Here is a 25053-nt window from a genome sequence, read left to right as displayed (position 1 = left end):
TGATCGAAGGAATCATCTTTAAGCGGTTTATCAGGCGATTGCTTCCGCCTCTTTTAGTTTTTCTTCATGATGACGTTTCTCACCGATGTATGCATATAGCAGACACAGGATTGAAATAGCCACTGACGATGTTAATAAGATGAATCCGCCATCCCAGCCAAAATGGTCAACGGTGTAACCGAGCACTGCGTTTGCAGCCACGGCACCACCAAGGTAACCAAACAGACCTGTCAGACCTGCTGCTGTACCAGCCGCTTTCTTAGGAGCCAGCTCAAGAGCGTATAGACCAATCAGCATTACCGGACCATAAATTAGGAAGCCGATAGCAACCAATGCAGCCATATCGATACCTGGGTTACCTGCTGGGTTGAACCAGTAAACAAGAACTGCGATACCTACAAGCACCATAAACAGAATGCCTGCTGGTGCACGACGACCTTTAAACCATTTATCAGAAATATAACCACACAGTAGAGTGCCCGGAATACCTGCCCACTCATACAGGAAGTACGCCCAGGAAGACTTATCGACAGAGAAGTCTTTTGCTTCCGACAGATAAGTTGGAGCCCAGTCAAGCACACCGTAACGGATCAGATACACAAATGCGTTTGCAATTGCGATAGACCACAACAGCTTATTGCTGAACACGTACTTGAAGAAGATCTCCTTCGCTGTCATTTCCTTTTCATTCGACTCATCATAGTCATCCGGGTAATCATCTTTGTACTCTTCAATTGGTGGAAGACCTACAGATTGAGGAGTATCACGCAGAGTGATCCAGATAAAGATAGCGACTAGTGTTGCGAAGAAAGCAGGCACATAGAAAGCGGTGTGCCAGTCATCATTGAATAGCCAAAGACCAAGGATGAACATTGGACCGATAAGACCGCCACCGATGTTGTGGGCAACGTTCCAGACTGAAACCAATCCCCCACGCTCTTTACGAGACCACCAGTGAACCATGGTACGCCCACAAGCTGGCCACCCCATACCCTGGAACCAACCATTAAGGAACAGCAGGATAAACATCGCTGCCACACTTCCGGTTGCCCATGGCATAAAGCCAAAACAGAACATAATACCTGCCGAGGCTAATAAGCCGAAGCTGAGGAAATACCGAGGATCAGAGCGGTCAGAGACGCTACCCATAAGGAACTTAGACAAACCATAGGCAATGGAAACAGCAGAGAGAGCAACCCCCAGTTGTCCGCGGGTAAAACCTTGTTCGATTAAAAAAGGCATCGCTAAACTGAAGTTTTTGCGAACAAGGTAATATCCAGCGTAGCCAAAGAAGATGCCTAGGAACAGCTGCCATCTCATACGTGTATACGTTGGATCTATTTTGTCATCGGGTAACCTAGCTATATGCGCTTTAGGCTTAAAAATACTATACATAGTCGACCTATTATTTTGATTATATATTAAACATCCAAACAAAATGTTCGAACGAGCGCATTATGAGCGTTTTAAAACAATAAAACGGGATCGGTGTAGGAGTTATCGAAAAAATGGAATTGAATTATAAAATCCTGAATTTTGATCACATATCAACAATATTAGGCATAATTAATAGTTTTGACAGCACAAAAAGCGTTACAGATTTATTTCATTTTTATGAAAGCGATTCATTCATAACTCGACATACCTAGAATCGCAGTTAAATGGTGGCACAGAAACGAACAGCTCAACTCATTGGAAAACTCGTATATGTTGATATTTATGTTTATGTGCAATTATTAAAAACAACACATTAGGTTAACGTTAAGGCATTCCCTATCTAGAATCGAATAACTGGCTGAAATTTAATCTTTTTCTTATCATTACTTGCCTTGAATTTATCCTATAATTCTTTCTATGCGCTGAAATGGAGGATTGTTATGTTCTTTGTGAGGATGGCTTACTTGTACCTCTGCCTTTTAATATCGACCAATGTTGTCAGTGCGACTAATCAGGACATCAATTTAACCAGGTTCTCTTCTGGCGAGCTTTCAAGCTGGGAAGAGAAATCTTTTTTGGGCAACACCCGCTATCAAATCACTGAGTTGGACAATCGCTTTGTCTTAAAAGCGCACAGTGACAGCAGTGCATCTGGATTGGCAATAGAGCAAAAGATCGATCTCCTAAGCACGCCTTATATGAGTTGGTCATGGCTTACTAAGAGTCGCATGCTAAATCTGGACGAGCACAGTAAAGAAGGTGACGACTATGTGGCGAGAATATATGTTGTTAAAAAGAATGGCTGGTTTATCTGGCAAACAAAGGCAATAAATTACGTCTGGTCCTCCAATCAACCAAAAGAATCACAATGGCCGAACGCTTATGCTGGCGATAAGGCTCAGATGATTGCCATCCGTGGAACAGAGTCAAACCTCAACCAATGGTATGATGAGAAGCGCAATGTTTATAATGACTTCATCGAGTTGTTTGGTGATAAAGGAAGTGATGAAGAGAATCAAAAAGCATATCGCTACATTGATATGATAGCGATCATGACAGACACCGATAACGGAAAACAAGAAGCCCTATCCTACTACGGTGACATTATTTTTTCTGAACAGTGAAACGATAACTCAGATGGATATAGATACATTATTTAGCCAGCTCACCGAAGCGACTAACCCAGAGAAGGCACTACAAATGAGTGCCTATATGAAAAACCTGTTCCCTTTTCTGGGCATTCCTACTCCTAACCGACGTGATATCTGCAAGCCCTTCTTTGCAAACAGAAAAAACGAAAAGGAAATAGACTGGGACTTTGTGGAGCAATGTTGGGACAAACCAGAACGTGAATATCAGTATGTAGCGTTCGACTATCTAATAAAGAAAAAACGATACTTAACCATCGAGCACGTACCCAAATTAAAAAGCCTGGCACTCAATAAATCATGGTGGGACAGTATCGATGTACTCGACAAGCTGATTGGTGATATCGGGTTAAGCGACAATAAGATAGATGAGCTTATGTTTAACTGGAGCACCGATGAAAATATCTGGCTAAGGCGAATCGCCATCGACCACCAACTCCTGCGCAAAGATAAAACCAACGTCGAGTTGCTGGAAAAAATTCTTGTAAACAACCTTAACCAAACCGAATTTTTTATTAACAAAGCCATTGGATGGAGCTTAAGGAGCTACAGCAAAACCAATCCAGACTGGGTCCGTCAGTTTATCAGCGATAACCGCGCCGGGTTATCAAACCTGAGTATTCGTGAAGGGAGCAAGTATTTGTAGCCATCTAAGGGATTACTGGACAGCCTTCGCATTGTTCGGTAGGTTCTTACTTTCAGGACACTGTATACGCATTCAAGAGAATGCGAAGAGCCAGCATTTTCAGGGAACTAACCTTAGTTATATGAGTACACTACGTCTTCATCTCTCCGCCTTATTTTTTATATCTCTCAGTGCCTTTCATGTACATGCAGACACCATTTTGGTTGGCGGTGACCACAACTTCCCACCCTACGAGTTTGTGAACGAAAAAGGTGAACCGGATGGTTACAACACTGAACTCACTTTGGCGATTGCCGATGTCATGGGATTGGATGTAGAAATAGTCTTAGACAGCTGGGATATCATGAAGATCAACCTTGAAGAAGGTCGAATTAATATATTGCAGGGAATTTCCCACTCACAAGTCAGAAGCAAATATATCGACTTTTCTCCACCCCACTCTCTGATTCACCACTCATTGTTTTCCAGAAAAGGAGGAGCTCCAGCGGTTGAAGATATCTCAGAACTGGAAGGAAAATCGATAGTTGTTCAGCGTGGTGGTATCGGAGCCGAACAACTCGCCAACGCGAGAATCACAGCACAGTTTATATATGTCGATACTCATGCTTCTGCACTAAGAACCCTTGCATCGGGAAAGTATGACTACGCTCTTGTTGCTAACCTACCAGGACTTTACCTTGGTGAAGAGTTCTCTCTTTCAAATATAGAACCGGTCAGCCAGTTGTTTGATTCTCAGCGATATGGCTATGGTGTGTTAAAAGGTAATGAAGAGCTTCTCGCGCAGTTTAACGAAGGTCTGGCCATTTTAAAAAACACCGGGAAACAACAGGAAATCTACAACAAGTGGTTTGGCACCTACACATCCGATGGTGTCGATTGGGAAAACATTTCTATCTTCATTGTCAGTACTTCTATCGTTTTTTCAGCTATTTTTGGCGCGGTTATCGTCTGGAACCGAAGCCTGGCTAACGAAGTGGCCCGCAGAACCAAAGATTTAGAGATGCAGCAACAGCAACTGATTCAGGCTGATAAAATGGCGTCGCTGGGAATTTTGGTGTCAGGCGTTGCGCATGAAATCAACAACCCGACCAGCCTTCTTCTTCTCAACTTACCTGTTTTAAACGAATCATTTGAGGATATAGAAGAAATTCTTGAAGAGCATTATCAAACTCATGGTGATTTTGAAATCGCGGGTTTGAGCTACAGCCGCATGAGATCAGAGCTACCCGCTATGATGGGGGAAATGTTAGAAGGAACTCATCATATTCGAAGAATCGTCAACGACCTTAGAGACTTTGCCCGTCAAGAGCCACAAGAGTTATCTGAAATGGTCGATATGAATTTGGTGATTGCAGCGGCAATCCGACTTACCGACAGAACCATTCGTTCTTCTACCGATCATTTTACCATTGAGTACGCTGACTCTTTACCACTATTCAAGGGTAACGCCCAAAGGCTCCAGCAAGTTGTTATTAACCTGATAGTGAACGCTTGTCAGGCTCTGGATTCGAAATCTCAGACAATTGCTATCAAAATTCGCCATAGACACGAAAAGAACCAAGTAGAAATGATTGTCACCGACACAGGTTGTGGAATCGAAAAGGATCATTTAGCCAGATTGTCCGACCCATTTTTTACCACTAAACGAAAACAAGGGGGGACCGGGCTGGGCCTCTCAATATCCTCAACCATTGTTGAAGAACACGGTGGACATTTTCATTTTGAATCCCAGCCTTCCAAGGGCACAATAGTCCGACTGCATATCCCAATTACTGAGCCGAGCAATCAGGAACATAACGTAACATGAAGAAAACCCTATACCCCGGATTTGGCATTTTATTAGTCGATGACGAACCCGCCTTTATCAGAAGCCTTTCGTTGGCTCTTGAAAGACGTGGGGGTATCAATAACTTGTTTAGTACCAGTAATAGTCAGGAAGCGATGTCTCTGATAGAAAAGCATCCTGAAATTGAGCTGGTATTGCTCGACCTGAACATGCCTAACCTATCGGGAGAAGAGCTGCTAAAACAGATTATGGAGACGCACCCTGGTGTGGGCGTCATTATTATTAGCGGCATGAACCAGATTGAAACCGCTGTAGATTGTATCCGGCTCGGTGCTTATGACTACTTTGTAAAAACAACCGATGAGAATAGCCTGATTGAAGGCATCAAGCGTGCTATCTCAATGCAGGAGATGCGTAAAGAACATCAGGCTATGCGTCAGCGTTTCCTCTCTGACACTATTGAACATCCTGAGGTTTTCCAGGAAATCATTACCGAAGATAAGAAATTACGATCAATCTTTCAGTATCTTGAGTCTATCTCTGGTAGTAGACAAGCCGTGATGATCACAGGTGAAAGTGGTGTTGGTAAAGAACATATAGCAAGAGCTGTCCACAAACTCAGCGGGCGTAAAGGCGACTTAGTTAGTGTTAACGTGGCTGGTATTGATGACTCAGTTTTTGCGGACACTTTGTTCGGTCACGCCCGTGGAGCCTTTACCGGGGCAGATAAAAAAAGGCTTGGTATGGTCGAGGCCGCGGCAGACGGCACTTTGTTTCTAGATGAAATCGGCGATCTTAGCCACGCGTCACAAACCAAACTTTTACGCCTTCTCCAGGAGGGTGACTACTACCCTCTCGGCAGCGATAAACCAAAACGAAGCAGAGCAAGAATCGTTGCAGCAACACACAATAACTTAAGTAAAAAGGTGGAAGAAGGTAGCTTCCGTAAAGATCTTTACTTCCGTTTATGCACACACCAGATTGACATCCCGCCCCTAAGAGAAAGAAAAGGTGACATTCCTCTGCTGTTTGAGCATTTCATGAAAAAGGCGACCGAGGAGATGGGTAAACCCTTACCGGCCTACCCGAAACAACTTCCCGTGCTACTCTCTACGTACCATTTTCCGGGAAACATTAGAGAACTTCAGGCACTGGTTTACGATGCGATTAGCCAACACAAAAGTCATACTCTCTCGATGGATGTGTTCCGCAGGGTAATAGAAAAAAGTCACTTTGAGCCACCAGCATTGGAAGGTGACGAAAATTTGTTTGATCCAGCCAAACCTTTACCAACTCTTCAGAAAATGAGTGAATTGCTGGTGGCAGAAGCTCTGGAACGTTCAGAAGGCAATCAATCACTTGCGGCACGAATGCTGGGTATTTCTCAGCCAGCTCTGAGCAAACGCCTAAAGAATGCAAAAAACGCCTAACTGATGCAAATTATGCATAATAAACCCCTATAACTTTAGTTATATTATAACTTTCATTATATCAATATAAGCTCTTGATATATTTACACAGTCAATACCACGCCTTCAGGGTTATAACTTTAGTTATGACCCTTTATTAAATCCATAAAAACCATAAACCTCATTAAATCAGCCAGTTATCAGCAATAACCAAAGTGGCACTTTCATTGCAGTGATACAGCCTGTCGCATTCACTTTTTAATAGTGATGCATAGGAACTCGTTATCAATACAAGGAAATGACATATGAGTGCAAAGGATACGTCACCACAGGCAAGCGGTGGCTTTTGGAGCAAATTGGAATTGTGGAAAAAAATCGTAATCGCAATGGTTCTCGGTATGATCGTTGGTATCATCATGGGACCAGAAGCGGAGATGCTTAAACCAATTGGTACACTATTCATCAACGCAATCAAGATGTTGATCGTACCTCTAATCTTCTGTTCGCTTATCGTGGGCGTAACCTCAATGCAAGATTCAGCCAAAATGGGCCGAATCGGTGGTAAAGCCATTGTTTTGTACATGGGCACAACCGCTGTTGCTATCACAATTGGTCTTGCTTTGGCTGCAATCCTTACTCCTGGTGAAGGCCTGAACATGGTCGCTCAGGACGCAGGCGCAACAGGCAAAGAAGCTCCACCACTGGTACAAACTTTATTAAACATTATCCCTAAAAACCCAGTTGGTGCATTAGCTGCAGGTAACATCCTTCAAATTATCGTTTTCGCAATCGGTCTTGGTATTTCTCTAAACCTTATCGGCGAGAAAGCTAAACCAGCTATTGCTGTATTCGAAAGCCTTGCTGAAGCAATGTACAAGCTTACTGAGCTTGTTATGAAGCTTGCTCCATACGGTGTATTCGGTCTAATGGCATGGGTTTCAGGCAAATACGGTCTGGATATCCTTCTTCCTCTATTCAAAGTAATCGCTGTTGCTTACCTTGGCTGTCTGCTACACGTACTTGTGTTCTACTCTGGCATCGTTAAGTTTGTTGGCAAGCTGAGCCCTGCTCGCTACCTGAAAGCTCTGACTAACCCAGCGGCAGTTGCATTCACAACGACAAGTAGCTCAGGTACTCTACCTGCAACTATCAAAGCATCTCGCGAAGAGCTAGGCGTATCCAAAGGTGTATCAAGCTTTGTACTGCCTCTAGGTGCAACCATCAACATGGATGGTACTGCTCTTTACCAGGGTGTTTGTGCGCTGTTTATTGCTCAGGCATTCGGCATTGATCTGACTATGGCTGATTACATGCTGATCATCATGACATCGACTCTTGCTTCTATTGGTACTGCTGGTGTCCCAGGTGCTGGTCTGATCATGCTTTCACTAGTACTGACTACTGTTGGTCTTCCAATCGAAGGTCTGGCTATCGTTGCTGGTATCGACCGTATTCTGGATATGGCACGTACAACCGTTAACGTTTGTGGCGATATGATGGTATCTCTGCTTATCGCTAAGAGCGAAAACGAGTTGGATGAAACTATCTACGAGTCAGAGACAACTGTACCTCAGACTGAAACAGCTTAATCGTTCGTTTCTTTTCAATTCAGGAAGCAGACATCTTTAAGGTGTCTGCTTTTTTTTATAGCTCATTATTACCATATTACTGCAACCTCCTGTGCATTTCGTCACGAACCACAGTCAACATTGGCCTCTCATCCACCTAAATCAAAAACTCAACAACTTACCATAAGCAACTGACCAGGAATGAGAATTTTAGAATATTTACTCTCGTCAGACATGTAGACTCAGCATGCCAGCCCGATCACTTTATCTATGAGCTCAACAACTCATTTATTTCATGAATTTGTGTTTGCGATCTTATTACTAACACTTATACCAATAAAATAATAGAGACCATCAGAATATGCTTATATTCTGACCATGTACTTTAATATTTTTCCTTTTTTAAAAGGTTCAGCCTGTTGTATAGGAGTCGTTATGATTAAAACCGCAATAAACACATTTGTTGTGTTGATACTTGCCTCCGGTTTGATCGCTTGTGGTGGTGGCGATGGAGAGACAAGTAACAGTTCGTCACCAGTCTCCACTTCGTCGTTAGTTTTACCTCAGCAATTGGAGGTGGTAACCAATGAAACTGAATAAAATCTCTATCGCTATAGCGCTACTTACTCCGACATTAGCCATTGCGGCTTATAATGACCCTGGCACAGATTACAGCAACGCAAAAACTAACTCTCATATCTGGAATGCCGCACTTGAGCCCATCGAACTGGTGAATAGCATTTTATGCTTCACAGAACAGTTCAACAGCACTGAGTTTGTTAACCAGGGAGCTTACTCTGTGTTAGCGGATGAGTCTGCCTGTTTTGACGACGAACAAGATGGTTCAGGTGGCCAATCTTCAGGCGCAACAAATGCACCAAGTTATATGAAGGCAATAGCCAATGTAACGCGTCAAGATGACTTCTCACCATTAAATGCGCATTTCTGGTTACCCGAGATGGGTTCAGGAAGTGATGAACAAGCTATCAAATTCAAAGCAGAGATAACCGGTGGTGTAACAACAGACAATCCTTTTGGCGAGTTCCAGTTTAATTTTGACTTCTTTGATAATTTCACTGCTAATAACCAGCGTGGTGGTGGTGAGGTTAAAACTGTTAATACCGTACCCGGTTCTATCGGGTTCACCATGTATGAATCTTCTTCTCACGGTGGCAACACATATGAGCAAAGCGCAAGTGTGATTATGTCGAGCGATCGCTCCAGCGGCATAGCGCTAACCGGTGTAAACCGCAGTGGCAGTGGACAAACTTCCTACGCTCTAGCTTACAACTCTACCCATGTACTTGTGCAAAGCGTGAATAGTGGTTTTTCAGACCTACCGTATAAATCTGGTAACAACACCGGACAATGTTTGAGCCGTACCAGTTACGATAGTTTCGTACATCGCTACGACTTATTTAATGCGACGACTGGTGCAAAAGTACAAATTAATAGTGGATTCCCAATTAAGTACGACAGCAACTCTGACGGTAATTATGATGCCTACGGACACATTGGTTACTGGGGTGTTTGGACTGAATCCGAAGGTGCGCTTTCAAATGGTGACACGGTTGTTAAAAATGATGGTGGTGTAGAAACCAATTACACTTATATCAACGCACCGGGTAGATTGATTAAAAATACGGTGAAGAGCCTGAATCTGGCAAACGCACGGGGTGTTCAATTCTCATACTGGGATAGTGCTATTTTTGCAGATAGTAACTACGACCAGTGGGTAGTCAATTACCTGACTGCGGCTGACGATTCCGTTGGCAGTGATGGCTTCTACAAGACAGGTAAACTCGCGTGGGGTAGTAACGGACCTCAAATTACTTCACAAACACCAACACAAATCGTTTTGGCCGCTAACGAATCTTTGTACATGTATTCTGAGCAGCTAGGTGGTGAGGTTAAATACCTTGATGGACAGGCTGCATTAACCTACTACGAGCAGTCGTTCATTAACGGTAGTGAAACAGGCACGGGCGAACTGCTTCAATCGGGTTCAGTGACGCTGACCTGTTATGACAACTGCCCAATCGGTACGCTTCAACTGGCTGATCTAACTAACTACAGTGGTTCAAACAGCCCATTTGAAACGACAGCTGGTCCATTTACCTTCACTTTTGCTACAACAGGTGGTAATGCGTTAACACTTGTGAGCGCTACAAGTAGCGAACCTGTTCGCTATGATGCTTCACTAACTCAAAACAATATCAACTCGACACCACACAGCTGGGGTGTACGCAGTGGACCTATGATTCTGGGCACGGTAAGTAACAGCTATGAAATTTATGACCCAAGTGTTGTTTCAGAGTTTTATGTCTGGGAAACGGGTGTTCAATCATGGAACCAGCTATCAACCGTAAGAGATGGTTCGAACAATATTGCCAGTTTCGAGAAACCACTTCAGTTGGTTTACCAACACTCAAATGCGAATGACCGAAGCGGTAGTGCGGGTGCGTATGATGGTCAGACATACATGATCAATTATGGTGGTAACGGTGATTTCTGGGGTATCCCTAGTTCCAACAATGGTGGTCAATATCGCCCTGCCTTCTCTCTTGCCGATGGTGTTCTACTTGGTAACTCAAACCAATATGTTATCAAAGCAATTGATGTAGAACAGACAATGCAGACAGCAGCTGGACAATGTGGCAGCCTGGTTATCTCTGACCCTGCGGTAGCAGTACCAACAGGAGTAACGGGAAGCGCTGACATAGGTACCATGCCTACAGTATCTGGAGACCCATCGGTTATCGCTGGTGTAACTCAGTAACTCATAAGCAAACAATAAAGCCACTGTCACCTACCAGGGTAGCAGTGGCTTTTTGTTTATATTACTGGATCTTGAACGCTATACCTGAGTGTGCCTATCCAACTAAGCTTCCCGCCTTACATACTCCGCTTCAAAACTCATAATTTTGCATACCTAACAGTTTGATTTTCAATGCATGACAGCTATCACTGTATCAACTAGCCATTGGCATAATATTAGAGACTTTGGCTAGTCAATATAGCAATGTGCAGTGGAGATCTAATGAACAACTTAAAAATCACTGACGTAAAAACAATTCTTACCGCACCTGGCGGCATCGATTTAGCAGTTGTAAAAATTGAAACAAATGAACCGGAACTATATGGGCTTGGGTGCGCAACCTTTACTCAACGAATTGCTGCTGTTAAAACTGCAGTGGACGAGTATCTAAAGCCATTCCTAATTGGAAAAGATCCCTCGCGCATCGAAGATATCTGGCAATCAGCCATGGTCAGCGGTTACTGGCGTAACGGACCGATCATCAACAACGCTTTGTCTGGTGTGGATATTGCGCTATGGGATATCAAAGGAAAAATGGCAGGAATGCCTGTATACGATCTGCTCGGAGGTAAGTGTCGAGACGGAATTTCTCTATATCGCCATACGGATGGCGAAGACGAAGTTGCTGTAGAAGATAGTATCCGCGCGGCAATCGAAGATGGATACCAATATGTTCGGTGTCAGATGGGCATGTACGGTGGTGCAGGGACTGAAGATCTAAAGCTAATAGCAAACAAGCTTAGTCGGGCAAAGAACATTCAGCCTAAACGTTCTCCACGAATCAAAACGCCTGGAATATATTTTGATCCAGAGGCATACGCACAGGCGGTTCCCAGATTATTTGATCATCTAAGAAATAAGCTTGGTTTTGGTATTGAATTTATTCACGACGTTCACGAGCGAGTCACTCCCATTAACGCTCTGCAACTGGCCAAAAATGTTGAGGAGTACCAGTTGTTCTATTTAGAGGATCCGGTTGCTCCAGAAAACAAAGATTGGTTGAAAATGTTCAGACAACAAACTTCAACGCCTATCGCTATGGGAGAGCTGTTTACCACTGTCAATGACTATAAGTCTCTGATCATCAACAATGAAATTGATTTCATTCGCTGCCATACCAGCATGATTGGTGGAATCACGCCAGCTAAAAAACTGGCTGTTATGAGTGAACTATGTGGGGTACGAACGGCATGGCACGGCCCTGGTGATATTTCTCCAGTCGGAGTTGCAGCCAACATGCACCTTGATATGAGCACTCCAAACTTCGGCATTCAGGAATACACACCAATGAATGAGGCATTACAAGAAGTCTTCCCTGGATGTCCAGAAATAGAGCAAGGCTATGCCTATTTAAGCGATAAACCGGGCTTGGGTATTGAGCTAAACGAAGAGCTAGCTAAAAAATATCCCATCGAAGGTGGTATTCCTTCCTGGACAAACGCCCGAACACCGGATGGCACTGCTTCGCGTCCTTAGATAATCTTGTTGATACACAGAATTGAAATCGGGTAAAGAAATGGCCTGGTACTACGCCAAAAGGACCGCGCGTATTACCAGAACCGGAACTCAGTTTTTATAGAAATGGAAGAGCTATCAGACAAGGGACAATAAGTAGTAGCGTATCCAGTCCACGTTCTTCCATAGATGAATACAACCTGTGGGCACCAGCGTTACCTTTGATAACTGCGTGCATTAATCTAACTTTGAATCCTAGACTATGGCGCTCACCCATATGCTGAGTGGTTTTACCTTCGTCAGAAAACTCCCAAGGTTTTTCAATTAAATGGTTCATATCGCCTCCCCCTAACCATGACTACAGGACCTATTTTACAAGGACCATCACAATACTAAATGCCACATTTGGTAAAATAGATATGCTCATTGGTATTTTGATTTTCATATGACGGATGGTTTAAATGGTTGAGAACAATCAGCACAAATACTTGGAAAAAGAGTCTATTTGCGCTCAAAACTTGTTCCCTATGGAGCATGAAAATAGTGCTTCTGCGCTAAATTATTCCAGAACTCTAGGCCAATCTAAAAACTGGATCGGAAGCGGATATATTGAAGAGAATGGTACTGGAAACGTCCATATTGACGGTCGTTTCCCTTTTTATTCTGTGGTTTATGTTGTGCATGGAGAAGGAGAATACATAGATAAAGATGGAAACTCATATCCACTCAGATCTGGCTCGATATTTCAACGACTTCCTCAAATAAAGCACACGACTTATATAACCGAAGGCACTGGCTGGAAGGAATACTATCTTGATTGCAATGAAGAACTCTATGAGCACCTCTGCTCCCTATTACTGGTCGACAAATCGATTCCTGTCTATCAGAGAGAGGTCGCAGAACCTGTTATCGCAAGCATTAAGTCTTTTATGGAGGAACTCCAAACCGGTACAGAAGAGCAGGTGTTCGATGCCTACCTCAGCTATCTGAACATTCTAAGGACACTATTCACCAGACAGGACGAAGATATTATTCCTGATGCCATGATAAAGGAGAGCCTAGAAAATTTTGAACGGCTCTACCCCACCCGGTTTGATTTGAAAGAGTATTGCAAAGACAAAGGTTGGGGTTACGAAAAATTTCGCAAGACGTTTAAAAAGCACCTTGGTGTTTCTCCAAGAGAGTATTTAATCCGAAAAAGAATGAATGAGGCTTGTCGCTTACTAAGAGCAACAAACCTACGTATTTCAGAGATCTCAACAAAGCTCGGTTACGCTTCTCAGTATGAGTTTTCAAACCAGTTTAATAAATACTTCTCTGTTGCGCCCAAGCATTACAGAGAAGGCATTTAGAACATATTTCGGTTGATGCCAGTACGTTCCAATATTCGGGTAGAGATCTCTTCAACCGAAAGTTCCGAAGTATCCAGATAAGGGATCGCTTCGCGCCTGAAGAAAGCTTCTACGAGGTTCACCTCATTAGTACATTGATTCTCACTAGCATATTCACTTTCAGCCAATCGATGACTGCGCACCTCAGTTAACCTTTCAACTTTAATGGTTAACCCAAACAATTTATGCCTGTTCATTTCCAGCTCAGGTAACAACCGCAATCTCTTAAGATCTTCCTCGATGAAAGGATAGTTCACAACTCTTAAGCCAAACTGCATGGCCATGTAAACACTGGTGGGCGTTTTACCGCTTCGAGAGACACCCAGTAAGATAAGATCCGCCTTATCAAGATCTCTAAGTGAAATACCATCATCGTGTGCAAGCGTATATTCCACTGCCGCAATTCTATCAAAATAGCTTTCGGCATTTTTATTTACGCTGTGGGAACGATGCAGCTTTGGCTTCGCTTCTAACTGCAAATCGGTCTGCATTGCGTTAATCAAAGGAGCCAGAACATCATAAAAATGTGCTTCACATTTCAGGAGTTCTGATTTGATATCTGGCAGTACCATTGAAAAGAAAACAAGCGGTGGAACTCCCTGTTTCTGATAGGACTTTTCTATCTCCCGGATGAGCTCATACAATTTTTCATCGGATTCTACAAATGGAAATGTTCTCTCAACTGGCAAAAATGAGAACTGTGCAATAACTGCATGCCCTAATGTTTCACATGTAATGGCTGTTCCATCAGAAACGTAGAATACGTCACGAGTTTGAATATTGGATTGCATAATTTGTTTATTATTTAAAATTTATTTGAGTACGATGTGCGTAATGATAACGATAATAACAGGCTACTCAATCAGGCTAGTATCAAGTTGGGATGTTTGCACGTTTTAATTTGTCGCTGATTGTTTAACCATTTTTTAAAGTCCCCTAATGTATGACGTGGAGAAAACCATGCAAGACCATACCCTCTGGCTCAATACGCTAAACATGGAAGATGTAGATAAAGTCGGCGGTAAAAACGCTTCGCTTGGTGAGATGGTGTCAAATCTCGCTAATGCAGGTGTAACAGTCCCGAACGGATTCGCAACAACAGCTTTCGCATTCCATCAGTTCCTGGAATATGAAGGTTTGAATCAGAGAATTTATGACATCTTAAAAGCACTGGATGTTGATGATGTAAAAGCCCTACAGAAAGCCGGTGCCACTATCAGGCAGTGGATTCTGGATGCCCCCTTCCCTATCGAACTAGAACAGAATATCCGACAAAACTATCAGGCACTGACTGATGGAAACCCTGAGATGTCCGTGGCTGTACGCTCATCAGCAACAGCTGAAGACCTTCCGGATGCTTCGTTCGCAGGGCAGCAGGAAACCTTCCTGAATGTGAAAGGCATTGATGCTGTTCTGGAAGCAACTAAACACGTATTTGCATCGCTGTTTAATGACCGCGCTATCTCTTATCGAGTCCACCAGGGATTTGATCATGAAGGTATCGCACTGTCGGTAGGCATCCAGCGAATGATTCGTTCAGATATTGCGGCCTCGGGTGTCATGTTCAGTATCGATACGGAAACAGGTTTTGATAATGCGGTATTCATCACCTCTTCATGGGGACTAGGTGAAATGGTTGTTCAAGGGGCGGTTAACCCTGATGAATTTTATGTTCATAAACCAATGCTTGAGGCTGGCAATCATGCCGTCATCAAGAAAACCTTTGGTTCTAAGCTGACCAAAATGATCTATTCGGACGAGACGGAAGTCGGCAAACAGGTACAAATCATTGATACCAGCGATGAGGAGAGAAATCAGTTTTCACTCACCAACGACGAACTGGAAGAGCTGGCAAAACAAGCGTTGATTATTGAACGTCATTACCAACGTCCGATGGACATCGAATGGGCGAAAGATGGTATTGATGGAAAACTCTACATTGTGCAGGCCCGTCCGGAAACGGTTCAGTCTCAGGAAGACACCAAGGTTATCGAAAGATACCAGTTAGGCGATAAGAGTCAGGTTCTGATCGAAGGCCGTGCAATCGGACAGAAGATTGGTACCGGTAAAGCCAGATTAGTCGCTTCTTTAGACGAAATGTCGCTTGTTCAGGAAGGAGACGTTCTGGTCACCGATATGACCGACCCAGATTGGGAACCGGTAATGAAGAAAGCAGCCGCTATTGTTACCAACCGTGGTGGGCGTACTTGTCACGCAGCGATCATCGCACGTGAACTGGGCATCCCGGCGATTGTTGGTTGTGGACATGCAACAGACACCATCAAAGACGGACAAATTGTGACTGTCTCTTGTTCTGAAGGGGAAACCGGACACGTTTATGAGGGAGATATCCCGTTCGAGGTAAACCGCTCTGCCGTAGATGAGTTGCCAGTGCTACCAACCAAAATCATGATGAACGTGGGTAACCCTGATCGCGCATTTAACTTTGCACAACTGCCAAACGAAGGGGTTGGACTTGCCCGCCTTGAATTCATCATCAACAAGATGATCGGTGTTCACCCTAAAGCTCTGCTTAACTTTGACGAACAATCTGAGGAAGTCAAAGCCGAGATTCGTACTAAGATGCGCGGCTATAGCGACCCAGTAGATTTCTACGTAAGTAAACTTACAGAAGGAATAGCCACTATCGGTGCTGCATTCTGGCCGAAGCGTGTCATTGTTCGTATGTCAGACTTTAAGTCCAATGAATATGGCAATCTGATTGGTGGTCCGGGTTACGAACCGCACGAAGAAAACCCTATGCTAGGTTTCCGTGGTGCATCACGTTATATCTCTGAGTCTTTCGAAGATTGCTTTGAACTGGAAACTCAGGCGATCAAACGTGTTCGCAACGAAATGGGGCTTAAGAACGTTGAGATTATGATCCCATTCGTACGTACACCAAGCGAAGCGAGCTCGGTCATTGATCTTCTTTCTAAGTACGGATTGAGCCGCGGTCAGGAAGGCCTGCGTATTATTATGATGTGTGAAATCCCGTCGAATGCCATCCTGGCGGAAGACTTCCTTAGATACTTTGATGGCTTCTCAATCGGTTCTAATGACATGACGCAGCTAATGCTCGGCCTGGACAGGGATTCTGGTGATGTTGCCCATATCTTCGATGAGAGAAACGCAGCGGTTAAAGCTGTTTTGCATATGGCAATCGAAGCCTGTACCAAGCAGGGCAAGTACGTCGGTATTTGTGGTCAGGGGCCATCCGACCACGATGACCTTGCTCAGTGGCTTATGGAAGAAGGGATCAGCTCTATTTCCCTCAACCCAGATACGGTTGTCGATACCTGGCTAAAACTCGGTAGTTAATTACTCACTTGAGTGAGAATTCTTAATACTTACCCCGGAACTGCAATTGTCATTTCCGGGGTAATTTCTTTCTAAAGCCCCTTCAATTACTTCACTACAAACTGCAACCTTTATCAAAGTTTTCGCCGAACAAAACTCTGTTTTTGCACAAGATTTAAAAAATGCGAATAGGTGTACAAAATCACCCCAACTCTGGTGCTATGCTTTTTATGTAAATAACTATATGAGGAAGTTGCAGTTATGTATAAACACATTTTAGTTGCAGTAGAGCTTTCCGAAGAGAGTGATTCGCTCATCAGCAAAGGCGTTGCATTGGCTAAAAAATTCGATGCCGAACTCTCCCTGATATATATCGATGACACTCATGGGGAAATCTATCACGAACTCTTTGATCTGAACGATGAAGAAAGTCGAGCCAATGTGCCGGATAAAACCAATCATTTCTTTGAGCGTTTTATTAAAGCATCAGACGTTCCGGTGAAATATGCGTTGGCCGGTTCGGGAAACATCGCTAACCGACTTCCTGAGGTGATCGAGAAGTACGAAGCTGACTTGTTACTTTGTGGACACCACCATGATTTCTGGAGTCACATCATCTCGACTTCGCGTCAGCTCATCAATACAAGCTCTATCGATATACTTGTGCACCCTATTATGGAGTAACCACAAGTTAAACGAGCTACTAGCAAGCCGTATATCTTCATACAGGGTAGATATGCGGCTTATTTTTGTTCCAAGGAGAGGTAACATCAACCTTTCACACTGCCTTGCTTGACAGCACTTCCCCCCTAATAGATATTTAATACGATCTGATGTTTTATAGAGTTGTACATGCATAAGAAACTAACCTCAATATGGGTTACTGCAATCACTTTGATAGCGATGTTGCTTTCAAGTGTTTCTTTTGCTGCTCCTTCCATACCTTTATTAGACTCATCAACCAACATGATGATGTCAGCAAATAATCATGATGAGGCTTTGTGCCAACATCTGATGTCTGTTTCAGAGCAACACTCCAGCGATACGCTGATGGACGAATGTTGTGATTCAGATGGTTCCATCTCTGAGCACAAATGCTGCCCTGTATCTAACTTCATTAATTATAGCGTCCTCTCTCAGTCACTCATCTTACCGCTGCAGTCTTCTAGTCTGCTGTTAATCGTGAGAGATGCTTTTTCAAATATCAGCTCATTGACCAGCTCGCCCTACCGGCCTCCCATCACTTAACTGAATTTCAATCAGATTACAAAATGTCAATTTAACTGTGCACGGTAAACCGTGTATTTCGTCATACTTGCATGTAATTCAAAAATATATCTAAGATTTGGATTGGAGATAAAAGTGATATTGAAGCAACTATTTGCCATAAGCTTCACCCTAGTGAGCACCTTGGCATCAGCCGGAGAAACGAATCAGTATCAACAAGGTGAACACCTTTTTCGGACTGCAGGAGGCTATGGCTGTTCAACATGTCATGGCATGTTTGCTCAAGGTGGGGGCAACGTAGGAGGAAATATCAGAGGCGCAACGCTCTCTGATATTAATGCCCGACTCGACAACGAACCTACAATGCAGCTGCTAAGCGCCGCTTTATCGGCTGAAAACCGGGAAGATCTTGCGTTCTACCTTACTGAAATGGGTAAGCTAACACTTATCGAATGGACAATTGAAGACAAAGCTAACGAAACGAACATATCGTTAAAGTCGGGAACGAACAGCCAACTGGTTATCTTCAATAAGAAACTAGAGCCCGTCTCACTGGTGCTTACTGGAATAGCACCAGAAAAGACAATCACCATTCAGCCATACGAAACCAAAGCATTTGATTGGTTGGCGAGTAAAGGAGATTTTCAACTCGCCCACCAGCAAAACACAATCAATATCAGCGTGAAATAAGTTTGTCACGCGAGAGGAATTTAAAATGAAAAAACTACTACATATATTTGCGCTGTCAACGGCCGCTCTTTCTTTCTCGACCTTTGCTAAGCCAACCATCGAACTATATAAATCACCTACCTGTGGCTGTTGTACCGAATGGGCCGAAATTATGGAAGACAAGGGTTACAAGGTGAACATCCATCACAAACGTGACTGGAGCAATATCAAAGAAGAGTTCGGTATGCCAAACCAGCTGATGTCGTGCCATACCGCTGTCATTGATGGATATATGGTAGAAGGCCATGTTCCTGAGGAAGATATTGCCCGACTGTTGAAAGACCGACCGGACAACATTTCTGGTCTGGCGGCACCTGGAATGCCACAGCACTCACCAGGCATGGCGGCCCCAGGCCAGGAATACAAAGACTTCAACGTCATCGCTTTTGATAAAGAAGGTCAGCTAAGCCTGTATAAAAAGTACTAAACAGCGTTGAAGAAAACGGAAGATTAAATATTTTTAATCTTCCGTTTAGAAGCTGGTAAACCTCCCTCCTTAATCTTGTTCCCGTAGACAACCACTTCACCTACTCAAAGGAACACGATTATGAAAAAGATCACTACACTTACCCTTGTTATCACCAGTCTGGTTACGTTCAATACGTTTGCAGAAGAGCGTCAAAGTGGAGAACATTCAACTAAAGGCTTAATGAGCGCTTCGCAAGCATTAAAGCAGGCACAAAAATCGAGTTCTGCGGCTTTTGACTCTATCGAACTGGTCGAGAAAGAGGATGGCACGAAGCTGTATATGCTGACTCCTGAGAAACAAGATGTTATCAAGCCAGTTATTCTTGATGGAAAGTCCGGAAAAGATCTAGGCAAAGCTTTACTCAAGGGTAAGTACGGACTTCAGGACATTCTTAGTTCGGTAAACAATACTCATAAGGGACGTATTATTGCTGCACATAAGCAGTTTATCCCAGAGATTGGGGTGGTCTATATCGTGGAGTTACAAAATCAAGCTAACGATTCCTCTTCTACCTTGCTGATGATTGATGCAAATACCCTTCAGGTCCTCGATTCAGAAAAAATGGACCTTAAAGAAATGGATATTTTTGGCGAACACTATGACGACTTCAGTGTCTTTTTTGGTGATGAGAGTATGCATTTTGGTCACTCCGATACCGACATAGATGACGAAGCAGAACATCGATCATAATATACTCAAATAAATAGATAATAACCCGAAAAGCCCGGAGCTAAGTTCAAAATGAAAGTGCTGTTAGTTGAAGACAATCTGGAACAGTCCCGTTTCCTGAGCCAGAGTCTGGAACAATCCGGGCATCAAACCGATGTAGCCGAAAACGGTAAACTTGGTTTGATATGTGCGTTGCAAGCAGAATATGACGTTATCATTTGCGACCGAATGATGCCTGAGATGGATGGGTTACAGATGATTAGCGCACTCAGGGCCTCTGGCAAGCAGACGCCTGTATTGGTACTCAGTGCTTTGGACTCGGTTGAGGAGCGAGTGAAAGGGCTTCGCAGTGGCGGCGACGACTATTTGATCAAACCTTACGCGTATACTGAACTTTTGGCTCGCATCGAAATTCTTGCCCGCAGACCATCACATTCGACGGAACAAAACGAACACATGTTGGAACTGGATACTCTCAGGCTCGACCTTATGTCGCGAAAAGCTTATCGAAGCAGCCATGAGATCGTATTGAACACCCGCGAGTTTCAGATTCTGAATTACTTCTTGGAAAACTGTGGTCGGGTTCTTACCCGCACCATGCTGCTTGAGAAAGTATGGAATCACCATTTCGATCCGCAAACCAATGTCATTGATGTACATATCAGCAGACTCAGGAAAAAAATCGATCTTGAGGGAGAGAAACCGCTGCTGCACACCGTTCGTGGCGCGGGTTATGTTCTTGAGGTTCGAAAATGAAATGGTTCAAGGACCCCTTTCGTCGATTTCTGATTCTATACGGTGCCTTGGTTTTACTGGGCGTCGTATTACTGTTTTTCACGCGGGAAACATTCAGATTATGGGCAATTGAAAATAGCGCACTGCCATTACTCGAAGCGGAAGTCAGTTACATTGAACAGACATGGGAAGAAGAAGACGCCTACTTTATCCGCAATGAGATTCAAAATGAGCACGAAAGTATCTTTAAGTATCAGTTCAGGGAAATTATTAGTGCAGAAGAGTATGAGGAACTGGAGAGGTTTATTGAACATGGTGACGAGCAACATTCATTAGAGTTCTCTTTTGAAAGTCACGAATCCGATAACCCTGAAGAAAACTATGAGTACATAGGAACAGAGACCTACCTTCCTATTGGTGATGATTGGCAAAGAGTCGAAGTCACCATAGATCAGAACTACTTTGAAAGTCAGACAGGTTTTATCAACTGGCTCATGTATTCGATCATAGGCATCCTGATCATTGGCTTTTTAGCGGCAAGCTATATGATTCGGAGCATTAAATTCAGGCTTACCGATATCAACGAAGCCAGCTCAAATATCAGAAAGAAAAGCGATCTAAAACTGCGCATTCCAGACAAAGATCTGCACGGGCCTTTAGCTGTCACTATCAGCGAACTCAATATGATGTTGGAAAGCCTGGAGGTATCAACAGAGAAAACCCGCCAACAGTCGAACAACATCGCGCATGATCTCCGAACACCATTAACGTCGGTATACCAACGAATTCAGGCTTTAGCTTCTGAGCATCCTGAACTGGATGAAATTGAGTCTATGGTTCAGAAGCTTCTCAACACCTTCAACCTGCTACTCAGAATTAGCCGTCTCGAGTCAAATGGTGAACATATTGCGCTAGAAACCGTTAACGTGGCTGAGGTTGTGGAAGATGTTACCGATCTCTATCTGCCCGTCACCGAAGACAAGCGAATAAAACTCATTACAAACGTCCCCGCAACACATCAGTTCCGAGCCAATCGGGAACTTATTTTTCAAGTTTTCTGTAACTTGCTCGATAACTCATGCAAGTTTAATCCTGATGGTGGTGAAATAGAGATATGGTCTGAGCAAACTGTTGATGGCGTTCAGCTACATTTCGCTGATCAAAGTGGTGGCGTTGGAGAAGAAGAGCTCAATAAGCTTTGTGAAAAATTCTACCGAAGTGATAAAAGCCGCCACACTAAAGGTAACGGCCTTGGATTGAGTCTGGTGCTAGCCGCAACCAAAAAAATGTCTGGCAGGCTTACCCTAAATGATCATGTACTAAGAGGGAAACAAGGCTTAAAGATCTCTCTTTACTTCCCTTCTCATAGCATTAGTGATTAATCTGATGCAGGTACTTCATTAACTCCATGCGAGTTTCGTCCGCAATCTGGCTATGCCAGAACCCGAATACATGGGCTGCTAAAGGTAGCCCAAACATAAGTAACAACAGAACGATTAACATACCACGCGCAGACAGTTTCTTGCCTCCACTGGTACTTATATCCAGTGCTTCTTTTTTAGGGCACGCGCTTACGCATCTCATACAGGCCTGACACTCGTCAGTTCTCACTGTTTCTATGGTGTGGACCTGAATTCTGGCTGGACAGGCCCGGGTACACTTATCACAGTTCATACCTTTTGATTCATTCAAACAGTACGCCGTTTTACGTCGAACCTTAAATGGACTGGCGAAGCTGAGAATTCCCAAAGCCGCTCCATAAGGACAAAGATATCGACAAAATGCCCTGTCCTGCCACAACGCCATCAACAAGACCGCTAAGAGACACAATCCACCTATAAAGCCAGGGCTGATAAAGAATAATCCGGTTTTCAGGTCAGCGACCTTCATGTAGACACCATCTAAGTATTTAGGCAGCGCTAACGTTGGAATTCCTTTAATGATGATAAACAACAGTCCGGCAAGCAGCAGATACTTTAGCATTCGAAGGGGCCAGTCTAACCAGGATGGCGGTACACCTTCTCCCTTAATAAAACGCTTTCTGAAATTGTACAGGTAAGTTCCAGCGTATCCGATTGGACATATCCACCCACAAAAAGCACGCTTACAAACCAATCCGCTTAGCAATACAGAAACCATCATTACTGCGGCTGCCGGATGATTGTCGTCCCAAAGGTTTAACGTGAGAATGGCTCTAATCTCAAGTCCGGCAGCAATTGGCAAAAATGCATCGAGTACGTCAGGTCTAGATAGACCGCTGACGACACCATTTGACAAAAAGCTATAGTAAACGACGTATTGAATACCGACCAGCAAGATAGAGAGAGCCATTAAGTGCTGTACCCAATCGCGAAGGTTGTTTTCCCTCACCTCCCCTCTTGCCAGTTCTGGCTGAATGCGATTGACAAAAGTTACCCCAACTAAACCTACAGCCGCCGCCACCATAAGGGGCCATGATGCTGAGACAACCATTGCCGTAAGCAGTAATAACGCGGATAGCAAAAGCCCCCATTTCTGCTTACTCCAATAGAGAAGGCTTAGACAGAATAACAAACCTGACATCAATACAACGGATTCTACAAGGGACATAATACGGCTCTACACAACAAGCGATTAGAAAGATAATTTTCAGAGTTATTACTGAGGCCTTAATATAAAGATAAGTCATAGTTATTGATATACCTTTAAAGACGTATTTTACTCAATAGCTCACGTTATGTTTAAGCTATTGGGATATTTGTCACACCGAATTGAGTAAATTGACTTAAGTCAATTTATTCCTATGCTTTATATCTCAGTTCAGAGCTCCATAGCTTTGTGCTGGAATTTATACACCCGTTCATATTTTATCCACTCATTCAGCACAATTCTTACTTTATTGACAGCAAAGCAATATATAAGCTTGCTAATATGCATACTTTTAAAAATGTACTAATATAAATTCTTGTTCTTATCGAATAAATAATAAAATTTCAGTTGATAGGTATAGATTTAATTCAACAAAATAATATTATCAAGCGACATGTATAGTTCGGACGTAAAATGAATAGATATATAGAATATTTGAACGATGTACCCGAAGAAATGCGCTTATTTATTGCGGATGTATATACTGAGACTATGCAACGTGAACTCGTTAAACTAGGTTGTGGTCCCTATATTCCAGAAGATACACTTGGCAATATTCATCGTATTAAAAGCAGCGTTTCAATGGCAGGGTTCAGGCACCTCTATAGGAAGTTATTAAAGATAGAAAAACTGGGGCAACAAGAAGATCTTAGTTTCGCCACTGAGCTAACAAAGCTTATTTCAGATATTGAGCAGAGCATTCAATGTCTGGAAAAGTGGAAGAAAAAATAAATATTACAAAGTGTGATTTCTTTCCTACTCTAGTAGTATTGGTATTGTGTTCCATAAACACGAATAACCTTTTGATTTAAAGGAAAAGGATCATCATGAAACTCCCCGTTATTCTTGGCTTGCTTAGTGTTTTCGCTCTACCATCGAGCGCTGCAACTTTGTCTGTACATTGTCCGCAAGGATGCCCTTCCAATCCCGACAATAATGATCTGGTTTTTACTCATATCTACGCCCTGTCAAATAACCCCGGCACAAAGTTCGCGGACTGGGTCGCTTATGAGGTCAACCCCATCAACTATGGAGCATCTCCTGGTCGTACATGGAAATCCGACCCATTGTTAGATGAAAATGAAACACTGGAGAAATCCGATTACAGCGGGGCGAACTCAACAGCGTTGGAAGCAGACAGAGGCCACCAAGCACCGCTAGCTTCATTTGCCGGATCACGCTTCTGGTATGAAGCGAACTATCTGAGCAATATCACCCCGCAGGATAAAGATCTGAACCAGGGACCATGGAAGGTATTGGAAGAGAAAGTAAGAAATGCGGCTTCTTATGATACACCGCTGTACGTCATCACTGGTCCATTGTTTGAACAAGATATGCCAAAGCTGCCAAAAGCAGATGAAGCACACGCCGTACCATCCGGCTATTTTAAAGTAGTTTACGATGGCAAAAATGCGGTGGGTTTCGTCATGAATCAGAAAGTGAAACGCGGTGAAGATAGTTGTTCGAAAATTGTTGGGCTTGACGATATTCAGAAAAAGATTTCATTCGAGCTTCCTAAACTCCCGGCTGGGGGGACGCTAAAAAACAAACTTGGCTGCCAATAACAATAATTCAATCCTAATGTTCAGCAATAATCTCTGCACATTAGGTGAATCTATTCACAAAACACCCACTTCC

General features: G+C 43.4%; 23 protein-coding genes. 19 read left to right on the top strand and 4 right to left on the bottom strand.

Annotated features, from left to right (window positions below; all coding sequences use genetic code 11):
* Positions 1–30: 30 nt before the first annotated feature.
* Positions 31–1395, bottom strand: a complete 1365-nt coding sequence (glpT, locus tag SNR28_RS15455) for a glycerol-3-phosphate transporter (RefSeq protein ID WP_375753560.1) — start codon at positions 1393–1395, stop codon at positions 31–33.
* A 482-nt stretch (positions 1396–1877) separates the two neighbouring features.
* Between glpT and SNR28_RS15450 the strand changes: the two genes are divergently transcribed.
* The 8 genes from SNR28_RS15450 (at position 1878) to SNR28_RS15415 (ending at position 12288) form a co-directional block, all read left to right on the top strand.
* Entirely contained in the window at positions 1878–2561 is a 684-nt protein-coding gene (locus SNR28_RS15450; protein ID WP_375753559.1) for a DUF3047 domain-containing protein, read from the top strand.
* 13 nt (positions 2562–2574) lie between these two features.
* Positions 2575–3231, top strand: coding sequence for a DNA alkylation repair protein (locus tag SNR28_RS15445; protein WP_375753558.1), 657 nt, complete (start codon positions 2575–2577; stop codon positions 3229–3231).
* Between the two features lie 121 nt (positions 3232–3352).
* A complete protein-coding gene (locus SNR28_RS15440; RefSeq protein ID WP_375753557.1) occupies positions 3353–5038 on the top strand; it encodes a transporter substrate-binding domain-containing protein in 1686 nt (561 codons plus the stop codon).
* The gene (locus SNR28_RS15435; protein ID WP_375753556.1) at positions 5035–6447 is read left to right on the top strand and encodes a sigma-54-dependent transcriptional regulator; all 1413 of its coding nucleotides are present in this window, start codon (positions 5035–5037) and stop codon (positions 6445–6447) included. Before SNR28_RS15440 ends, SNR28_RS15435 begins: the two co-directional genes overlap by 4 nt.
* A 284-nt stretch (positions 6448–6731) precedes the next feature.
* Positions 6732–8015, top strand: coding sequence for a dicarboxylate/amino acid:cation symporter (locus SNR28_RS15430; protein WP_375753555.1), 1284 nt, complete (start codon positions 6732–6734; stop codon positions 8013–8015).
* A 414-nt stretch (positions 8016–8429) separates the two neighbouring features.
* The gene (locus SNR28_RS15425; RefSeq protein ID WP_375753554.1) at positions 8430–8594 is read left to right on the top strand and encodes a hypothetical protein; all 165 of its coding nucleotides are present in this window, start codon (positions 8430–8432) and stop codon (positions 8592–8594) included.
* Positions 8581–10773, top strand: coding sequence for a hypothetical protein (locus SNR28_RS15420; protein ID WP_375753553.1), 2193 nt, complete (start codon positions 8581–8583; stop codon positions 10771–10773). Before SNR28_RS15425 ends, SNR28_RS15420 begins: the two co-directional genes overlap by 14 nt.
* Positions 10774–11034: 261 nt before the next feature.
* Positions 11035–12288 carry an enolase C-terminal domain-like protein gene (locus SNR28_RS15415; protein WP_375753552.1) on the top strand — a complete coding sequence of 418 codons (1254 nt, stop codon included), beginning with the start codon at positions 11035–11037 and terminating at the stop codon, positions 12286–12288.
* Positions 12289–12385: 97 nt separating this feature from the next.
* On the opposite strand, the gene SNR28_RS15410 is transcribed toward SNR28_RS15415, so the two are convergent.
* A complete protein-coding gene (locus SNR28_RS15410; protein WP_375753551.1) occupies positions 12386–12604 on the bottom strand; it encodes a hypothetical protein in 219 nt (72 codons plus the stop codon).
* Positions 12605–12728: 124 nt separating this feature from the next.
* Between SNR28_RS15410 and SNR28_RS15405 the strand changes: the two genes are divergently transcribed.
* Complete coding sequence (locus tag SNR28_RS15405) at positions 12729–13619, top strand: AraC family transcriptional regulator (RefSeq protein WP_375753550.1); 891 nt, start codon at positions 12729–12731, stop codon at positions 13617–13619.
* Here SNR28_RS15405 and SNR28_RS15400 read toward each other — a convergent pair.
* Entirely contained in the window at positions 13616–14449 is an 834-nt protein-coding gene (locus SNR28_RS15400; protein WP_375753549.1) for a pyruvate, water dikinase regulatory protein, read from the bottom strand. The two genes, SNR28_RS15405 and SNR28_RS15400, sit on opposite strands and share 4 nt — an antisense overlap.
* Positions 14450–14618: 169 nt before the next feature.
* On the opposite strand from SNR28_RS15400, the gene ppsA reads away from it, so the two are divergent.
* The 8 genes from ppsA to SNR28_RS15360 all read left to right on the top strand — a co-directional run bounded on the left by ppsA (position 14619) and on the right by SNR28_RS15360 (position 22169).
* A complete protein-coding gene (ppsA, locus tag SNR28_RS15395; RefSeq protein ID WP_375753548.1) occupies positions 14619–16979 on the top strand; it encodes a phosphoenolpyruvate synthase in 2361 nt (786 codons plus the stop codon).
* A 240-nt stretch (positions 16980–17219) separates the two neighbouring features.
* Positions 17220–17642, top strand: coding sequence for a universal stress protein (locus SNR28_RS15390; RefSeq protein WP_375753547.1), 423 nt, complete (start codon positions 17220–17222; stop codon positions 17640–17642).
* A 168-nt stretch (positions 17643–17810) separates the two neighbouring features.
* Positions 17811–18206, top strand: coding sequence for a hypothetical protein (locus SNR28_RS15385; protein ID WP_375753546.1), 396 nt, complete (start codon positions 17811–17813; stop codon positions 18204–18206).
* A 114-nt stretch (positions 18207–18320) separates the two neighbouring features.
* The gene (locus SNR28_RS15380) at positions 18321–18875 is read left to right on the top strand and encodes a c-type cytochrome (protein ID WP_375753545.1); all 555 of its coding nucleotides are present in this window, start codon (positions 18321–18323) and stop codon (positions 18873–18875) included.
* Between the two features lie 25 nt (positions 18876–18900).
* Positions 18901–19341, top strand: a complete 441-nt coding sequence (locus tag SNR28_RS15375; RefSeq protein ID WP_375753544.1) for a DUF411 domain-containing protein — start codon at positions 18901–18903, stop codon at positions 19339–19341.
* Between the two features lie 120 nt (positions 19342–19461).
* A complete protein-coding gene (locus tag SNR28_RS15370; protein ID WP_375753543.1) occupies positions 19462–20073 on the top strand; it encodes a hypothetical protein in 612 nt (203 codons plus the stop codon).
* 51 nt (positions 20074–20124) lie between these two features.
* Entirely contained in the window at positions 20125–20808 is a 684-nt protein-coding gene (locus tag SNR28_RS15365) for a response regulator transcription factor (RefSeq protein ID WP_375753542.1), read from the top strand.
* A complete protein-coding gene (locus tag SNR28_RS15360; protein WP_375753541.1) occupies positions 20805–22169 on the top strand; it encodes a sensor histidine kinase in 1365 nt (454 codons plus the stop codon). The genes SNR28_RS15365 and SNR28_RS15360 overlap by 4 nt, the downstream gene beginning before the upstream one ends.
* On the opposite strand, the gene SNR28_RS15355 is transcribed toward SNR28_RS15360, so the two are convergent.
* A complete protein-coding gene (locus tag SNR28_RS15355) occupies positions 22159–23376 on the bottom strand; it encodes a 4Fe-4S binding protein (protein WP_375753540.1) in 1218 nt (405 codons plus the stop codon). The two genes, SNR28_RS15360 and SNR28_RS15355, sit on opposite strands and share 11 nt — an antisense overlap.
* 453 nt (positions 23377–23829) lie before the next feature.
* Here SNR28_RS15355 and SNR28_RS15350 point away from each other — a divergent pair, with 453 nt between their 5' ends.
* Positions 23830–24147, top strand: a complete 318-nt coding sequence (locus SNR28_RS15350) for a hypothetical protein (protein WP_375753539.1) — start codon at positions 23830–23832, stop codon at positions 24145–24147.
* Between the two features lie 95 nt (positions 24148–24242).
* Positions 24243–24980 (top strand): DNA/RNA non-specific endonuclease, encoded by a 738-nt coding sequence (locus tag SNR28_RS15345; RefSeq protein ID WP_375753538.1) that lies wholly within the window; start codon positions 24243–24245, stop codon positions 24978–24980.
* Positions 24981–25053 lie beyond the last annotated feature (73 nt).

The sequence above is a fragment of the Vibrio iocasae genome (assembly GCF_042245395.1).
Lineage (GTDB): Bacteria > Pseudomonadota > Gammaproteobacteria > Enterobacterales > Vibrionaceae > Vibrio > Vibrio iocasae.
This window is presented reverse-complemented; position numbering and strand designations above follow the sequence as displayed.

Coding starts and splice junctions, on each gene's coding strand:
- ppsA (WP_375753548.1), top strand. CDS start 14,619: ATGCAAGACCATACCCTCTGGCTCAATACGCTAAACATGGAAGATGTA.
- SNR28_RS15390 (WP_375753547.1), top strand. CDS start 17,220: ATGTATAAACACATTTTAGTTGCAGTAGAGCTTTCCGAAGAGAGTGAT.
- SNR28_RS15435 (WP_375753556.1), top strand. CDS start 5,035: ATGAAGAAAACCCTATACCCCGGATTTGGCATTTTATTAGTCGATGAC.
- glpT (WP_375753560.1), bottom strand. CDS start 1,395: ATGTATAGTATTTTTAAGCCTAAAGCGCATATAGCTAGGTTACCCGAT.
- SNR28_RS15415 (WP_375753552.1), top strand. CDS start 11,035: ATGAACAACTTAAAAATCACTGACGTAAAAACAATTCTTACCGCACCT.
- SNR28_RS15445 (WP_375753558.1), top strand. CDS start 2,575: ATGGATATAGATACATTATTTAGCCAGCTCACCGAAGCGACTAACCCA.
- SNR28_RS15420 (WP_375753553.1), top strand. CDS start 8,581: ATGAAACTGAATAAAATCTCTATCGCTATAGCGCTACTTACTCCGACA.
- SNR28_RS15370 (WP_375753543.1), top strand. CDS start 19,462: ATGAAAAAGATCACTACACTTACCCTTGTTATCACCAGTCTGGTTACG.
- SNR28_RS15440 (WP_375753557.1), top strand. CDS start 3,353: ATGAGTACACTACGTCTTCATCTCTCCGCCTTATTTTTTATATCTCTC.
- SNR28_RS15385 (WP_375753546.1), top strand. CDS start 17,811: ATGCATAAGAAACTAACCTCAATATGGGTTACTGCAATCACTTTGATA.
- SNR28_RS15430 (WP_375753555.1), top strand. CDS start 6,732: ATGAGTGCAAAGGATACGTCACCACAGGCAAGCGGTGGCTTTTGGAGC.
- SNR28_RS15350 (WP_375753539.1), top strand. CDS start 23,830: ATGAATAGATATATAGAATATTTGAACGATGTACCCGAAGAAATGCGC.
- SNR28_RS15400 (WP_375753549.1), bottom strand. CDS start 14,449: ATGCAATCCAATATTCAAACTCGTGACGTATTCTACGTTTCTGATGGA.
- SNR28_RS15425 (WP_375753554.1), top strand. CDS start 8,430: ATGATTAAAACCGCAATAAACACATTTGTTGTGTTGATACTTGCCTCC.
- SNR28_RS15405 (WP_375753550.1), top strand. CDS start 12,729: ATGGTTGAGAACAATCAGCACAAATACTTGGAAAAAGAGTCTATTTGC.
- SNR28_RS15365 (WP_375753542.1), top strand. CDS start 20,125: ATGAAAGTGCTGTTAGTTGAAGACAATCTGGAACAGTCCCGTTTCCTG.
- SNR28_RS15410 (WP_375753551.1), bottom strand. CDS start 12,604: ATGAACCATTTAATTGAAAAACCTTGGGAGTTTTCTGACGAAGGTAAA.
- SNR28_RS15360 (WP_375753541.1), top strand. CDS start 20,805: ATGAAATGGTTCAAGGACCCCTTTCGTCGATTTCTGATTCTATACGGT.
- SNR28_RS15345 (WP_375753538.1), top strand. CDS start 24,243: ATGAAACTCCCCGTTATTCTTGGCTTGCTTAGTGTTTTCGCTCTACCA.
- SNR28_RS15355 (WP_375753540.1), bottom strand. CDS start 23,376: ATGTCCCTTGTAGAATCCGTTGTATTGATGTCAGGTTTGTTATTCTGT.
- SNR28_RS15450 (WP_375753559.1), top strand. CDS start 1,878: ATGTTCTTTGTGAGGATGGCTTACTTGTACCTCTGCCTTTTAATATCG.
- SNR28_RS15375 (WP_375753544.1), top strand. CDS start 18,901: ATGAAAAAACTACTACATATATTTGCGCTGTCAACGGCCGCTCTTTCT.